This is a genomic window from Limibacillus sp. MBR-115 (genome assembly GCF_040549425.1).
GTDB classification, from domain to species: Bacteria; Pseudomonadota; Alphaproteobacteria; order Kiloniellales; family CECT-8803; genus Limibacillus; species Limibacillus halophilus.
The window spans coordinates 1-14,735 of the sequence record NZ_JBEPTJ010000009.1 but is presented as its reverse complement, the minus strand read 5'-3'; the positions used below and the strand labels follow the sequence as shown (position 1 = coordinate 14,735).

Genomic DNA, 14,735 nt, shown 5'->3' with positions numbered 1-14,735 from the left:
CCGCACCAACGAGACTAGCTGGACATGCCGACGCACGCTGAAAAACGAGTTCTGCCCCATAGTCCAGAGCAGCTCTATGAGTTGGTTGCCGACGTCGAACGTTATCCCGAATTCTTACCGTGGTGCATCGGGGCGCGCATCCGCAAACGAGAGGGAGCCTTGATAATCGCGGACCTGATCATCGGTTTTAAAATGTTCAGGGAGCGGTTCACAAGCAAGGTCACATTGAACCCGGAATCTCGACGAATTCATGTGTCGTATATAGACGGGCCCTTTCGCTATCTCAACAATCATTGGGTGTTTGAAGACCATCCCGACGGGTGCTTGATCGATTTCTATGTGGACTTCGAATTTCGTTCCCGCCTGTTGCAGCGAGTGATTCAGCCGCTTTTTGATGAAGCCGTTCGCCGAATGGTGCGCGCTTTTGAAACGCGGGCGACAGCGCTCTACGGGAAAAACGTTTAGTTTAGTTCCTTCAACAGCAGATTCAGCGCGGTGGCTACCGAGGCTGTCCGCACCGCCGCGCGGTTCCCGGGGAATACATTGTGAGTAACAATTGGGTCACGACCGCGGCGCTGCACAGCAACAAAGACGAGGCCCACGGGTTTATCCGGGGTCGCGCCACCAGGTCCGGCGATGCCCGTTACAGACACAGCGAAATCGACAGGACACTTTGCCAATACACCTCTGCACATTGCAGCGGCGACCTCGGAACTCACCGCACCCTTAATGGCGATCAAATCCGCCGCAACGTCCAATAGTTCGGACTTGGCTTCGTTTGAATAGGTGATGAAACCGCGATCCACCACAGCGGAGGAACCCGCGATCGAGGTCAGGGCGGCGCCGATCAAGCCACCTGTGCAGCTTTCCGCCGTGGCCAGGGTAGCCGAGCGTGCTGTGCAGCGCACGATAACTTCTTCAGCCAAATCTAGAATGTCACTGTCCAACACTTTGCAATTCCGAATAAATCTAAAAGAAGAACGGTACCAATAGCCGAATAGAAACCGGCAACCATATCGTCACTCATGATCCCTAATCCGCCAGGTAGCGAGCGCTCTAGCCAGTTGGCCGGCCAAGTTTTCAAAATATCGAAGGTTCGGAACAGCGCAAAGCCAACTAGGAACCCCACCGGTTCAAGGCAAACGGGTGTCAGCGCCAGCCATTGTCCAGCCACTTCATCGATGACAACGGCGCCGGGGTCTTTCTTGCCAATTGATTCCGCATAGCGGTTGGATGCCCATATCCCGATCAGAAAGACGAGGGTCGAGGCGACAAGCAAAAGCGCGCTTCCGCCGATCCAAAGAATGACGGCAGCGAAGGGGAGGGCGGCAAGCGATCCCCAGGTTCCAGGCGCACCCGGCAAAAGCCCACTGCCGAACCACGTAGCGAGCAAGCGAGCGGGGTCGTACCAACCCATTATCTTGGGGCCATGAGCGGACCTCATAGACTTTCCCTCACGGGACCCTGAAGCGTAGCCAGCGCTTGGGCCGCAATTCCTTCACCACGCCCGGTAAATCCTAGCTGCTCGGTGGTGGTTGCTTTGACGCTGATTCGCTGCGGCAGAACGCTAAATAGATCCGCTAATCTATCTCGCATTGCCTCCCGGTAAGGGCCAACCTTCGGGCGCTCACAGATTAAGGTGACATCAAGGTGCAAGAGTCTAGCATGGTGCGTGGTCATCAGCCTAACGGCCTCCTTTACGAATAAAGAAGAGTCCGCGCCGCGCCAACGCGCCTCGCTTGGCGGGAAATGGCTGCCTATATCGCCTTCCGCGAGGGCCCCTAGGACCGCGTCCACGACAGCATGCAATCCGACGTCTGCATCGGAATGGCCGATCAAGGAAAGATCGCAAGGGATGTTTACACCACAAAGCATGATGCCGGACCCTGGCGCGAGGCGGTGAACATCGAACCCCTGACCGCTCCGTGTCTCGAAAGCTGCACGCAACAACTTCTCTGCACGAATAAAATCTCTGCTCTCGGTGAGCTTCATGTTGTCTTCGTCCCCAGCGACCATGGCTACGGTGATTCCGTGGGCTTCCGCGACGGCGGCATCGTCGGTCAAGGTTTGACCGCGACAGCTTTGGTGCGCATCTAAAATCTCCTGGAACTGGAATGCTTGTGGTGTTTGTGCGCGGTAGAGGCCCTCTCTATGAACTGTTTCTCGACAAAGCGCACCATCACCACGCTTGAGAGTGTCGATAACCGGAATGGTTGGAATGGCACCGTTGAAGCTGTCCAGCGATTGCAGCAAGCAATCGATAAGGCCAGGATCTATAAAGGGGCGTGCACCATCATGTATGAGGACTCGGCGGGGCTCCAGCGCGACCAAACTTTCCAACCCGAGGCGGACGGATTCCTGGCGTTCCGCTCCGCCGACAATCGGGTCTAACAAGGCGATGTTCGGCACTGAGGCGTTGTAAATACTGGAATCGTCTGGACCAATCACCACGCGTACCGCGTCAATGGCCTGATGGTTCACAAGAGTTTCCAAACAATAGAGCAGCGATGGTCGGCCCCCGAGTGGCTGATATTGCTTGGGCACATCGCCGCCTGCTCTGGTTCCCCGGCCTGCCGCTACGACCAGTGCGATAGTCCCGCCTTTTGGTACATTTTGTCCCATCAATTCCCTATCTTGGATCAGCAATGTGTGGTGCAGACTAAAGTTCTCTGTCACCAGCGCCAAGAGAGCATTATATAGTCCTCATGCCACAGCCGATTTTGTTCAGTCTCGTTGCCCTGATATCCCTTCTTCCTGCTTTGCTTGCGGCTGGAAGTCCTGGGCGCCGTGAGTTTGAGGGCCGACAGCGCTTGCTGGTGCTTGTAGCGGCTGTGGGGAGCCTTCTCGGCTTTCTTGGACCCTTGCTGGCAACGGCCGGATGGCCCGCCGGATTTAGCGTTGCACTTTGGTTGTCATTGTCGGTCACGCTCACGGTATTGCTGTTGCTTAGTTTCCGATGGAGTGGGCTTTTGGACCTGTCGCCGTTGCTAATGCCTTATCTCTTTTTATTGGGCTTGCTGGCAACCGTGTGGAGCGGCACGGCGCAGGCGCACCGACTACAAGGCGCTTTTGACGGCCTATTTCTGCTGCATGTTCTACTTTCGTTGTTGACCTACGCGGCGACCACGCTCGCCGCTGTAGCAGGTGTCGCAGTTTTGCTGCAACAGGCGGCACTCAAGTCCAAGCGACCAACGCGGCTAACCAGGCGGCTTCCGGCACTGGCTGAAGGCGAGGCCTTTCAGGTCGGATTTCTCAAGATCGCCGAAACGGTTTTGGGAGTTGGTATCGTGACTGGCATTGCCATTCGCTTGATGCACAATCAGCCTCTGATCGAACCAGACCATAAGACCCTGCTATCGCTGGCGGCTTTTGCGTTGATTGGGCTTTTACTCCTTGTTCAAACCAGAAGCGGTTTACGCGGTCAAAGGGCGGCGCGATTGGCCCTTGGTGCATATCTGCTGCTGACCCTCAGTTATCCTGGCGTGAAGTTCGTAACGGACGTTTTGCTGGCATCCTAAAAAGCAAAAGCTTTGTCTTGACTGGCGCTTGCGGTACAACAGCACAAATTTTGGGCACAGCTGCCCAACTGCTGAAATTAGGTGCTTTGTAAATCGTTTTCGGAGAAGTAACTTTATGGCGGCCGCTATTGCCTCAGATGCCATGGATTCAGTGCCGTTGGATATTGCCGCTGTTTTGAACGCTCTGCCGGAACCGGTGTTCGTGTTGGATGCGCAGGATCGGTTTTTGTATGTGAATCTAGCTTGCGAGCAGTTCTTCAGATCCAGCAGCGCCACGCTAATAGATCGTCCGTTAAGCGATTTTCTTCAGGAAGACTCCACAGTTTTCTCGCTGATCACGCAGGCGCGCTCGTCGCATTCTTCGGTCTCGGAGTATGGACTGACAATTGAGACGCAAAGAATAGGATCGCATTTTGTTTCTATCGACGCGTCTGCAATTGCAGAAACGCCGGGTCAGGTGGTTGTTTCGATTCAAGAGCGCTCCATTGCCCGCAAGATCGACCATCAACTAAGCCATCGCAACGCAGCGCGTTCGGTCAGCGCGATGGGTGCAATGCTGGCTCACGAGATCAAGAATCCGCTTTCCGGCATTAAGGGAGCGGCTCAACTGCTCGAGGGCGTAGTCGAGAATCCTGGAGACCGGGAACTGACAAATCTTATCTGCGAGGAAGCTGACCGCATTGTTTCATTGGTTGGTCATATGGAAAGCTTTTCAGATGACAGACCGATCGAGCGTGGTTCAGTCAACATCCATGAGGTGCTGGAACATGTTCGACGCATCGCACAGAGTGGTTTTGGCCGTAATGTCAGGTTCTTCGAGATCTATGATCCGTCCTTGCCGCCAGTGCTCGGGAACCGTGACCTTTTGATTCAAGCGCTCTTGAACCTCGTCAAAAACGCGGCGGAGGCGGTGCCGGATCAAGGGGGGGAGATACATATTGGAACTAGATTCTTGCAGGGTGTTCGATTGGCGGTACGTGGTGGCGGAGACCGTGTGGACCTGCCGTTGATGGTGAGTGTTAGGGACAACGGAGGCGGGATACCGGAAGATATTCAACTGCGCTTGTTTGATCCTTTTGTTACGACGAAAACAAGCGGTAAGGGCCTAGGTCTGGCCTTAGTGGCGAAAGTTGTCGATTCTCATGGTGGGGTCATTGAGTTCGACAGCGAGCCGGGGCGCACGGAGTTCAGAATTATGCTTCCTCTTGCCCCCATGCGGAACAAACGGTCATGACCGGCGCCACCATCCTTCTCGCCGACGATGATAAGGCGATTCGCACCGTGCTTTCGCAAGCGCTGAGCCGACAGGGCTATGATGTGCGCGCCACAGGCAGCGGACTTGCGCTCTGGCAATGGGTGAGTGGTGGCGACGGAGATTTGGTTATTACCGATGTCGTGATGCCGGATGAGAATGGGTTGGATTTGGTACCCCGAATCCGTAAAGCGCGTCCGGATTTGCGGGTTATTGTAATGAGCGCACAAAACACATTACTGACAGCGGTTAAAGCCACCGAGCGGGGCGCGTTCGAGTATCTTCCCAAACCCTTCGATCTTCAGACACTTGTCGAAACGGTGCGGCGGGCGTTAGCAAGTCCCGGTGATGATGCATCTCTCGCAAAGCTTGGCGACGGCGACGAGGAACGCTTGCCATTGATCGGACGTTCGCCGGCGATGCAAGAGATCTACCGTGTGTTGGCGCGGCTTATGGGCACCGATCTCACCGTCATGATTTTTGGTGAGTCTGGCACAGGCAAGGAACTGGTCGCCCGGGCGCTGCATGATTATGGAAAACGCAAGGAAGGCCCGTTCATTGCCCTTAACATGGCCGCGATTCCGAGGGAATTGATAGAAAGCGAGCTTTTTGGGCACGAGAAGGGCGCTTTTACGGGCGCGACTCAAAGATCAGCAGGCCGTTTTGAACAAGCAAAAGCGGGGACACTGTTTCTTGATGAGATCGGCGATATGCCCCTGGATGCGCAGACGCGTTTGCTTCGGGTCTTGCAGGAAGGCGAATACACCACGGTCGGCGGGCGCCAACCGATCAAAGCAGATGTTCGTATTATCGCGGCAACACACCGTGATTTACGTCAGATGGTGCGTGCCGGTCAGTTTCGGGAGGACCTCTATTATCGCTTGAATGTCGTGCCAATCCGTATTCCGCCTCTGCGTGAACGAAGTGAGGATATTCCCGAACTGGTAAGACATTTCTTCAATCTGGCCCACAGGGAAGGATTGCCGCTCAAATCACCTGATCCTGCCGGAATGGCTTACCTCAAGAATTATCCCTGGCCGGGCAATGTGCGTGAGCTAGAGAATCTGACGCGCCGATTGGCGGCACTCTATACTCAAGAGATCATAGACCTCGATATTATTGCTCAGGAATTAACCGAGCAGGCCGAGCAAAAAGATCCGGCGAGTATGTCGGAACTCCGCGAGGAATCTCTTTCCGATGCGACGGAACGGCACCTCAGGCAGTACTTCGAGGCGCATGAAGGTTCCTTGCCGGCTTCCGGCCTTTATGAGCGCGTTTTGCAAGAGGTTGAAAGACCGCTGATTGAGCTTTCGCTTGCTGCGACGAAAGGCAATCAGATTCGCGCGGCGCAATTGTTGGGGCTAAACCGCAATACCTTGCGGAAAAAAATACGCGATTTGGACATTCAAGTTGTCCGTAGTTTAAAGTACCCCTCCGGGGGCATTCGAACGCGGCCGACGAGCCGTTTAACACCACGTCGGCGCAAATAGAGAAAAGCATGCCAGAAAGCATCGAGGCCAAGGCAGCTGTCGTCGAAAGCAATAGAAAATTGCCCGATGAATTCCTCGGCTCACCAAAAGAGACATTGATTTGGCGTTGGAGCCGTTGGGCTCGGCGAATAGGACTCGAGCGGAAGCTTGTTTTCCTGTTGGTTTTTGCATCGGTGGTAAGTGGCGTCTCCACTTTTCTGATTACGACCGGCAACGCTTTGGTGGAGGTCGATGACCGGACGTTAACAGCGCTTTTGATCCTGGATATGGTGTTCCTGCTAAGCCTATTGGTCCTTGTGGGCCGACGCTTGGTCTATATCTGGTTAGAGCGGCGGAAGGGGCTCGCAGGCGCAAGAATACATGCGCGGATGGTGGGACTGTTTGGCCTTGTTGCGGCGTTACCGGCCGTGGTGGTCGCGGCATTCTCGGCAATCGTGTTCGAGTATGGGCTTCGCGCTTGGTTTAGCGATCAAGTCTCTACAGCGATCCGGAACTCGCTCGAGGTTGCCGAAGCCTACATGGACGAGCACAGTCAAACTATTGCTGGCGATGCGGTCGCGATGGCACAGGACATGGGACGAGCCGGAACTGCGCTGCTTTACAGCCCGCAACGCCTTCAATCATTCGTGAAGCAGCAGGCTGCGATCCGTGCGTTAAGTGATGCAACGGTTATCGATAGTGGCGGGAACATATTTGCCCGTTCCGACCTTGTCTTGGGTTTGTCGATCCCACCAACCGTGCCACAGCGTTACTTGGATCGCGCACGCGCCAGTGAAGTCGTGGTCTATTCGAGCGAGTCGGAAGGACGTGTGCGGGCCATCGTTAAGCTCGAGAGCTTCGCCGATGCTTTCTTGGTTATCGGCCGATTGATCGACCCCCGGGTCATCGGCCACATGGATCGAACGAGAGGCGCTTACCAACTCTACACCGAGCTGGAAGGACAACGGTCAGGTCTTCAAGTGACATTCGCGGTTGTCTTCTTGTTGGTCGCGACACTTCTTCTGCTCTGTTCGTTTTGGGTGGGCATGGCGTTTGCCAACCGATTGAGCGAGCCGATCAGAAACCTGATCGGTGCTGCGGAGAAAGTGAGTGCTGGCGATCTCCAAGCCCGGGTGGTTGAAGGCGAAGATACAGACGAACTTGCGCATCTGTCGCGCGCTTTCAACCGCATGACGAGCCAACTGGGAAGCCAGCAGAACGCTTTGTTGCAAGCCAACGCTGAACTTGAACACCGGAAAGGATTCATAGAAGCGGTTCTTGCGGGCGTCACGGCGGGGATTATCGGCTTGGATGAAATGGGCCGTATCACGCTGGCAAACCGCTTTGCTACGGATTTTCTGGGGCAAAGCGCCGATGAACTTGAGGGCAGGCCGCTAAGTGATGTTTTGCCCGAAGCTGCAGAGCTGATTCAACTGTCGCGAAAGCGGCTACGGCGGCCGGCGGAAAGCCAGATACAGGTTATCGATACCGATGGTCATGCACGGAGCCTCTTGATCCGCGTGACGGCAGAGTTTCAAAAAGAAGGATTTCTGCTGGGCTTTGTAATCACATTTGACGATATCACGGAGTTGGTTTCCGCACAGCGAAAGGCAGCTTGGGCGGATGTCGCGCGCCGCATTGCGCACGAGATCAAAAACCCTCTTACACCGATTCAATTATCTGCAGAGCGCTTAAAGCGGCGATATCTCAAGGAAATAAAAAGCGACCCACACACTTTTGAGGTGTGCATAGACACTATCCGGCGTCATGTGTCTGACATCGGCGAAATGGTAAATGAGTTCACGTCGTTTGCCCGCATGCCGCAACCGGTGTTTAAGAATGAGGACCTGGTTTCCGTGCTTAAAGAGGCTTTGGTTCTGCAGGAACAAAGCAACACTGGTATAATCTACGAAAAGGATTTTCCTAAAGCACCGGTAGAACTTCACTGTGACCGCAAACAGATAGGACGTGCCTTTACAAACATTCTGCAAAACGGCGCAGAGGCAATTGAAGGCCGGGGGGAGGACGCACCTCAAGGGCGGATTCGCATCCAGGTCTCGCTGCAAGGCGACCAGATTGAGGTGCTGTTTAGCGACAACGGAAAGGGTTTGCCGCCGTTAGAAAAGCACAGACTTACAGAGCCTTACGTTACGACCCGGGAAAAAGGGACCGGCCTAGGACTGGCGATTGTCAAAAAAATAATGGAAGATCATCAAGGTCATTTGGGGCTGGAGGATATCCCGGAAGGGGGGGCAATGGTGCGGCTCGTCTTCACAAAAGAAGATCGCTCAGGTGTCACTTCTCAGGACGAAGGAAACTAAAAAAGTAACCATGGCCACAGAAATTCTGATCGTTGACGACGAATCCGACATCCGGATGCTTATTGCGGGAACCCTTGAGGACGAGGGATATCAAACGCGGGATGCGGCAAACAGTGATGCCGCAATTGCTGCGATTCAAGCACGCCGGCCAAGCCTCGTCATCTTGGATATATGGCTCAACAATTCTCCCTTGGATGGTTTGGGAATCTTGAAATGGATACGTCAACACGACCCAGACCTGCCAATCATCATGATCAGCGGTCATGGCACTATCGAGACTGCGGTTAAGGCCATAAAGATGGGGGCTTACGATTTCATCGAGAAGCCTTTCGATAGCGATAGGCTTTTGCTGATCTTGACGCGCACATTGGAGGCATCGCGTCTTCGCAGGGAAAACCGCGAATTAAAGATGCGCGCCGGGCCAGAGGAAAAGTTGATCGGAAAGACGATAAGTATCAACAACCTTCGTCAGACGATCAAAAAGGTGGCACCGACGGGCAGCCGAGTCTTGATCACCGGCCAAGCCGGCACCGGAAAAGAAGTTGTCGCTCGTTGTTTGCACTTACAGTCTCGCCGGGCCGATGCGTCTTTCGTTGTTGTTAATTGTGCCTCGATGCATCCCGACCGACTGGAAGAAGAGCTGTTTGGAATTGAAGGGGACGGAGAGGCTGGCCGCACTGCCAAGGCTGGCACTTTAGAACGCGCCCACGGCGGCACCTTGTTGTTGGATGAAGTCGCGGATATGCCGCTGGAAACTCAAGGCAAGATCGTTCGCGTCTTGCAGGAACAAACTTTTCAGCGTCTCGGGGGCGATCGGCGGGTCGAAGTTGATGTCCGCGTCATCGCCTCGACAAATCGCGATCTGGCAAAGCGTATCGAGGAGGGGACATTTCGCGAAGATCTCTATTATCGCTTGAATGTCGTCCCGATGAAGGTTCCACCCTTGCGTGAGAGGCGCGAGGATATTCCTATGTTGGCCCAACACTTCATGCAACGCTCCGCAGAGGCGGCAGGTGTTGCGAAAAGGGTCTTTAGTGAAGATGCGCTAGCGGCTCTCCAGTCATACGACTGGCCGGGGAATGTGCGTCAGTTACGTAACGCTGTGGAATGGATGCTGATCATGGGAGGAGATGGTGACGAGGCCGTGATCACGGCTGATATGTTGCCAGTGGAGATCGGTGCGATTACTCCCGTGATTCTGCGGAGTGAAGGAGCCTCGGAGTTGATGTCATTGCCGCTGCGCGACGCGCGTGAGATGTTCGAGCGGCAGTATCTTGAGGCGCAAGTGATTCGGTTCGGCGGTAACATTTCACGGACGGCGGCTTTTGTGGGGATGGAGCGGTCAGCACTCCACAGAAAACTACGAAGCCTTGGCATTTCATCTTCAGCCGATCGCCATTGAGATGTCGGTGCAACAAGGGCAATAGTCCATGAAGGTAATCATCTGCGGAGCCGGACAGGTTGGCTTCAATATTGCGCGTTACCTTGCAAGCGAGGGGGCCGATATCACGGTCGTCGATCGCGACCCGGACCTTGTCCAGAAGATTAGCGACAACCTGGATGTAAAGGGTCTTGTGGGATTCGCCTCCTATCCCGAGGTGCTTGAGCGCGCAGGCGCGCGCGATGCCGACCTCGTGATCGCGGTTACCTACGCCGACGAGGTCAATATGGTGGCCTGTCAGATTTGCCACTCGATCTTCGAAGTACCGACGAAGATTGCCCGCGTCAGGAACCAAAGTTATCTCGAGCCCATGTGGTCGGATTTGTTCAGTAGTGACCACATGCCGATCGACCATATCATCTCGCCGGAGCTGGAGGTCGCCCGCGGTATTGAAAGACGCCTCCAGATCACCGGCGCCTTCGACGCGATCGCGCTGGCGGATGGGAAGGTCACGCTGATCGGCGTGCGCTGTTCAAAAGAAACGCCGATCCTAAATACCCCATTGCGACAGCTAACTGATTTGTTCCCGGATTTGCATATTGTGATCGTTGGCGTTCAAAGAGGGGGAAAAGGTTTCGTTCCGCGCCCCGAAGATGAACTGAGAGAGGGCGATGACGTTTATTTCATTGCCGATAGCGATCATCTGCAGCGCGCGATGGCCTCCTTTGGGCACGAGGAACGAGCAGCCAGGCGGGTAATCATCGTCGGCGGCGGAAACATTGGGCTCAATTTGGCGCAGAGCTTCGAGGAAAAGCATCCGCACGTGAATCTGAAGCTCATAGAGGTTGATAAGGGTCGCGCAGAGTTCGTGGCTCGAACCCTGGAAAGCACGGTTGTTATCCACGGCGACGCCTTGGACTCGGATATCCTTGAGGAAGCAAATGTAAAGGCAACGGAGACCTTGATCGCGGTATCGAACGATGACGAGGTCAATATTCTCTGCTCGCTTTTGGCAAAGCAGTTTGGTTGTCAGCGGGCCGTTACACTGGTCAACAAGACTTCTTATGGAGCCTTAGTCGGTTCACTAGGAATTGATGCTATCGTTAGCCCGCGTGCCATTACCGTGTCGACAATTCTTCAGCATGTCCGCCGCGGCCGCATCCGGTCAGTTCATAGCTTGGCGGACGGTTTTGGTGAAGTCATTGAGGCAGAGGCGCTTGAAACTTCCGGGTTAGTAGGCATTCCTCTACGGGAAGCTCGACTTCCCGAAGGCGTTTTGATCGGTGCAATCGTGCGCCCGCCGGAAGTGATTATCCCCCGCGGTGATACGGTCATCAAAGCGCATGATCGCGTTGTCCTGTTTGCCAGTGCTGAAGCTGTAAAAAAGGTCGAGAAACTGTTCTCGGTCAGGCTTGAATTTTTCTAGGATTTCACCGTGCAGCCTTTCTCTAGAAAAGTGGTGGAAATTCAGCCGCCGATAGCGTTGATTTTCGATTGGGACAATACACTGATCGATACCTGGGCGCTGCTTCATGCGGCTCTGGAACCCACGTTCCGGGAGTTTGGCCTCCAACCCTGGAGTTTTGAGGAAACACGGCAGCATGTGCGCCGTTCGGCGAGAGAAACCTTTCCTGAACTTTTCGGGGACCGTGCCGAGCAGGCAATCGCGACCTATATCCAGCATTACCGAGAGATAAGCATTGGCAAACTCAAGGGTTTGGAAGGTAGTCAGGCCTTTCTGGAGAAAGCAGCAAACGAAGGCTGCGGCCCTCTGTCGGTGGTCAGTAACAAGACTGGAGCGACTTTACGAGATGAAGCCGCACAGCTTGGTTGGACAGGCTTTTTCAGCGCCTTGATTGGTGCTGGAGACGCAGAGTGTGACAAACCATCACATGCGCCTGTATTCATGGCTCTTTCGATAAGTGGCGTAGAAGCCGGTAGGTCGGTTTGGTTTGTCGGTGACACCGACGTCGATCTGGTTTGTGCCAAGAATGCCGGGTGTACGTCTGTATTGTTGCGCGATACGCCGCCAATTGCGCGGGAGTTTGCTGAATGCCCGCCGGACCTCCATGCTAAGAATTTTTCAGAATTGCATACTTTGCTTGCTCAGCATGGCTTTTTTAAATCGCAACTTCCGTGTTAGAAAACACGAGGGATCGACGTTTCGCCGGGCTTTCAGCGAGGACGGTGAAGCAGCGGCGATTCCAAACAAGAAGCGAGTGACCCCTATAACCACGAGCCAAAAATAAGGAGGGGCCAAAAAATGGCCGCTGAAAAATCCCAGAACGTCCAGGACGTTTTCCTCAATCATATCCGTAAGAACAAGGTGCCTGTCACCGTGTTCTTGGTGAACGGCGTGAAGTTGCAAGGCATTGTATCCTGGTTCGATAATTTCTCTGTGCTGTTGAAGCGCGACGCCCACGCACAGCTTGTCTACAAGCATGCAATTTCAACGGTAATGCCGGCGGCGCCGATACAGCTCTTTGACGGTGGCAAGGAAGACGAGGAGGCCTAATCTGGCGCAAGGACATGATGGATCGGAGCGTGGTCAGGGCTGGCGAGGCGCCGGCAGTGGCCGCGCTCTTGTCATTTTCCCACAATACCGCCGCGCCGCGCAGCAGCAAGCTGGCAAGGTAGCACGCGATCCGGAGCGCCGACTGGCGGAGGCCGTCGGTTTGGTTCAGGCAATTTTTCTGAAAGTGGCGTACCAGGAAGCGGTTTCGCTTTCCAAAGTGGTGCCCGCAACCTTGCTGGGTGGTGGCTTGGTTGCGCGCCTTTGCGAGCTGATTGCAGATTTGGAGATTGAAGTTGCATTCGTGGATGCGCAGCTCACGCCCGTACAGCAACGCAATCTGGAGCGATCCTGGAATTGTAAGGTTATAGATCGCACCGGTTTGATTCTCGAGATTTTTGGTGAGCGAGCCCAATCGAGGGAAGGTCAGCTTCAGGTTGAACTGGCTGCCTTGACCTACCAAAGATCGCGTTTAGTGCGTTCCTGGACGCATTTGGAGCGTCAGCGTGGCGGTCTGGGATTCATCGGCGGTCCTGGCGAAAGCCAGATTGAAATTGATCGACGATTGATCACCGAGCGGATCACAAAACTTAAAAGACAGCTTGAGCAAGTGCGCCGAACAAGGGGACTGCACCGCAAAGCGCGCAAAGCCGTGCCCAGCCCCGTGGTTGCGCTTGTTGGCTATACAAATGCCGGAAAGTCCACGTTGTTCAATCGTCTCACCGACAGCAAGGTTTTCGCGAAAGATTTGCTGTTTGCAACGCTTGACCCAACTCTGCGGCGCCTGAAGTTGCCCGGGGGACGGGAGGTGATCCTTTCCGACACCGTCGGGTTTATTTCCGACTTGCCAACAGACCTCGTCGCTGCTTTTCGAGCAACGCTCGAAGAGGTGGTCGAAGCGGATTTGATTGTCCATGTGCGCGATATTGCGGATCCGGACAGTGAACTGCAGCGATCGGAAGTCCTGGATGTCCTGCGTGATCTAGGGCTCGAAGAAAGGCTCGACGGCAGCGTGATTGAAGTGCTGAACAAAATTGATCTTCTTCCGGCCGAGCAGGCTAACATTGTCTTAAACCAAACGGACAGGGATCGAAGGGCGATCGCCTGTTCAGCGCTGACCGGGCAGGGTGCCGAGTTGCTTTTGCAGGCGATAGAGGATCATCTTGCCCTGGGTCGCGATACAGTCCAACGAGACGTTCCTCTGAATGATGGCAAAGCCTTGGCATGGCTGTATAGCCACGGCGAAATTATAGCGCGTGAAGATGATGATGCCGCGGCTCATTTGGAGGTTAGGTTGGCCGCTGCGGATATCGCGCGGTTTGATCGGAAATTCCCTCGCAAACGTTCAGACGTGTGAGTCCGGCAATCGAAGCAGGGCTAAAGCGTTGACAGTCTTTCTGGGGTTCGTTAAACACCCTTAGCACTCTGCTGGCATGAGTGCTAATCGATCGATGAAGTCGATCGTTTCACCCTATTCTGTTAACCGCGAAGCGATGGAGAGAAGAGCCATGAAATTCAGGCCGCTTCATGATCGCGTGGTCGTAGCACCGCTCGAGTCTGAAGAGAAAACCGCGGGTGGGATCATCATTCCCGATACCGCCAAGGAAAAGCCGATGCAGGGTAAAGTCCTCGCAGTGGGTCCGGGATCACGCGACGATAGTGGCAAACTCTGCCCACTCGACGTGAAATCCGGCGATGTCGTGCTTTATGGCAAGTGGTCGGGCACCGAGGTCAAGGTCGATGGTAAGGACGTCTTGATCATGCGTGAGTCCGATATCATGGGCATTATGGCCTAGATTATTGCTTTAAAAACGACGATCAAGTATCTGTAATTAATGCCAAATAACGCAAGGGAGTTTGCGATCTATGGCTAAAGAAGTAAAATTCGGTCAGGACGCGCGCGAGCGGATGCTGCGCGGCGTCGATACCCTGGCAGACGCTGTTAAAGTTACCTTGGGTCCTAAGGGCCGCAATGTCGTGCTGGACAAGTCCTTCGGTGCGCCGCGGACCACCAAGGACGGCGTTTCGGTCGCCAAGGAAATCGAACTCTCCGACAAGTTCGAGAACATGGGCGCGCAGATGGTGCGCGAAGTCGCCAGCAAGACTAATGACGTTGCGGGCGACGGCACGACCACGGCGACGGTTCTGGCACAGGCTATTGTTCGCGAAGGCGCCAAGGCGGTTGCTGCGGGCATGAACCCGATGGACCTGAAGCGCGGCGTCGATACGGCGGTCGCGGCGGTTGTTGCAGACCTGCAGAAGCGCTCGAAGAAGATCAAGAG

At 54.7% G+C, this 14,735-nt stretch carries 15 protein-coding genes; 12 read left to right on the top strand and 3 right to left on the bottom strand.

Annotation, left to right across the window (positions count from 1 at the left end):
* Positions 1 to 24: 24 nt before the first annotated feature.
* Entirely contained in the window at positions 25 to 465 is a 441-nt protein-coding gene (locus ABIE63_RS15600; protein WP_183416728.1) for a type II toxin-antitoxin system RatA family toxin, read from the top strand.
* Here the strand turns inward: ABIE63_RS15600 and ABIE63_RS15595 are convergent.
* From ABIE63_RS15595 to ABIE63_RS15585, 3 genes are read right to left on the bottom strand one after another with little or no spacing between them, the layout of a single operon-like run.
* Positions 462 to 950: a CinA family protein gene (locus ABIE63_RS15595; protein ID WP_354505766.1), complete on the bottom strand. Its 489-nt coding sequence runs from the start codon at positions 948 to 950 to the stop codon at positions 462 to 464. The two genes, ABIE63_RS15600 and ABIE63_RS15595, sit on opposite strands and share 4 nt — an antisense overlap.
* On the bottom strand, positions 929 to 1,444 hold the full coding sequence (locus tag ABIE63_RS15590; RefSeq protein WP_354505763.1) for a phosphatidylglycerophosphatase A: 516 nt from the start codon (positions 1,442 to 1,444) through the stop codon (positions 929 to 931). Before ABIE63_RS15590 ends, ABIE63_RS15595 begins: the two co-directional genes overlap by 22 nt.
* Complete coding sequence (locus ABIE63_RS15585) at positions 1,441 to 2,622, bottom strand: bifunctional 2-C-methyl-D-erythritol 4-phosphate cytidylyltransferase/2-C-methyl-D-erythritol 2,4-cyclodiphosphate synthase (RefSeq protein ID WP_354505760.1); 1,182 nt, start codon at positions 2,620 to 2,622, stop codon at positions 1,441 to 1,443. Before ABIE63_RS15585 ends, ABIE63_RS15590 begins: the two co-directional genes overlap by 4 nt.
* Positions 2,623 to 2,705: 83 nt before the next feature.
* Between ABIE63_RS15585 and ccsA the strand changes: the two genes are divergently transcribed.
* The 11 genes from ccsA to ABIE63_RS15530 all read left to right on the top strand — a co-directional run.
* Complete coding sequence (ccsA, locus tag ABIE63_RS15580) at positions 2,706 to 3,518, top strand: cytochrome c biogenesis protein CcsA (RefSeq protein WP_354505757.1); 813 nt, start codon at positions 2,706 to 2,708, stop codon at positions 3,516 to 3,518.
* A gap of 28 nt (positions 3,519 to 3,546) precedes the next feature.
* A complete protein-coding gene (locus tag ABIE63_RS15575; protein ID WP_354505754.1) occupies positions 3,547 to 4,752 on the top strand; it encodes an ATP-binding protein in 1,206 nt (401 codons plus the stop codon).
* Positions 4,749 to 6,260: a nitrogen regulation protein NR(I) gene (gene ntrC / locus ABIE63_RS15570; RefSeq protein ID WP_354505751.1), complete on the top strand. Its 1,512-nt coding sequence runs from the start codon at positions 4,749 to 4,751 to the stop codon at positions 6,258 to 6,260. Before ABIE63_RS15575 ends, ntrC begins: the two co-directional genes overlap by 4 nt.
* 8 nt (positions 6,261 to 6,268) lie before the next feature.
* Positions 6,269 to 8,560 (top strand): PAS domain-containing sensor histidine kinase, encoded by a 2,292-nt coding sequence (locus ABIE63_RS15565; protein ID WP_354505748.1) that lies wholly within the window; start codon positions 6,269 to 6,271, stop codon positions 8,558 to 8,560.
* 10 nt (positions 8,561 to 8,570) lie between these two features.
* Complete coding sequence (locus ABIE63_RS15560; RefSeq protein ID WP_183416735.1) at positions 8,571 to 9,962, top strand: sigma-54 dependent transcriptional regulator; 1,392 nt, start codon at positions 8,571 to 8,573, stop codon at positions 9,960 to 9,962.
* 28 nt (positions 9,963 to 9,990) lie between these two features.
* Entirely contained in the window at positions 9,991 to 11,367 is a 1,377-nt protein-coding gene (trkA, locus tag ABIE63_RS15555; RefSeq protein ID WP_183416736.1) for a Trk system potassium transporter TrkA, read from the top strand.
* 9 nt (positions 11,368 to 11,376) lie between these two features.
* Positions 11,377 to 12,084 carry an HAD family hydrolase gene (locus ABIE63_RS15550; RefSeq protein ID WP_354505744.1) on the top strand — a complete coding sequence of 236 codons (708 nt, stop codon included), beginning with the start codon at positions 11,377 to 11,379 and terminating at the stop codon, positions 12,082 to 12,084.
* Positions 12,085 to 12,204: 120 nt separating this feature from the next.
* Entirely contained in the window at positions 12,205 to 12,456 is a 252-nt protein-coding gene (hfq, locus tag ABIE63_RS15545) for an RNA chaperone Hfq (RefSeq protein ID WP_183416738.1), read from the top strand.
* 73 nt (positions 12,457 to 12,529) lie between these two features.
* Positions 12,530 to 13,810, top strand: coding sequence for a GTPase HflX (hflX, locus tag ABIE63_RS15540; protein WP_354506087.1), 1,281 nt, complete (start codon positions 12,530 to 12,532; stop codon positions 13,808 to 13,810).
* A 151-nt stretch (positions 13,811 to 13,961) separates the two neighbouring features.
* Positions 13,962 to 14,249, top strand: coding sequence for a co-chaperone GroES (locus ABIE63_RS15535; RefSeq protein ID WP_354505740.1), 288 nt, complete (start codon positions 13,962 to 13,964; stop codon positions 14,247 to 14,249).
* A 70-nt stretch (positions 14,250 to 14,319) separates the two neighbouring features.
* Positions 14,320 to 14,735 (top strand): TCP-1/cpn60 chaperonin family protein (locus ABIE63_RS15530; protein ID WP_354505737.1); only part of this gene is annotated, 416 nt, incomplete at its 3' end.

Bases quoted from the DNA above. Each gene is read 5' to 3' on its own strand.
- trkA (WP_183416736.1), top strand. From the start codon at position 9,991: ATGAAGGTAATCATCTGCGGAGCCGGACAGGTTGGCTTCAATATTGCG.
- ccsA (WP_354505757.1), top strand. From the start codon at position 2,706: ATGCCACAGCCGATTTTGTTCAGTCTCGTTGCCCTGATATCCCTTCTT.
- ntrC (WP_354505751.1), top strand. From the start codon at position 4,749: ATGACCGGCGCCACCATCCTTCTCGCCGACGATGATAAGGCGATTCGC.
- ABIE63_RS15565 (WP_354505748.1), top strand. From the start codon at position 6,269: ATGCCAGAAAGCATCGAGGCCAAGGCAGCTGTCGTCGAAAGCAATAGA.
- ABIE63_RS15535 (WP_354505740.1), top strand. From the start codon at position 13,962: ATGAAATTCAGGCCGCTTCATGATCGCGTGGTCGTAGCACCGCTCGAG.
- ABIE63_RS15585 (WP_354505760.1), bottom strand. From the start codon at position 2,622: ATGGGACAAAATGTACCAAAAGGCGGGACTATCGCACTGGTCGTAGCG.
- hfq (WP_183416738.1), top strand. From the start codon at position 12,205: ATGGCCGCTGAAAAATCCCAGAACGTCCAGGACGTTTTCCTCAATCAT.
- ABIE63_RS15590 (WP_354505763.1), bottom strand. From the start codon at position 1,444: ATGAGGTCCGCTCATGGCCCCAAGATAATGGGTTGGTACGACCCCGCT.
- ABIE63_RS15560 (WP_183416735.1), top strand. From the start codon at position 8,571: ATGGCCACAGAAATTCTGATCGTTGACGACGAATCCGACATCCGGATG.
- ABIE63_RS15600 (WP_183416728.1), top strand. From the start codon at position 25: ATGCCGACGCACGCTGAAAAACGAGTTCTGCCCCATAGTCCAGAGCAG.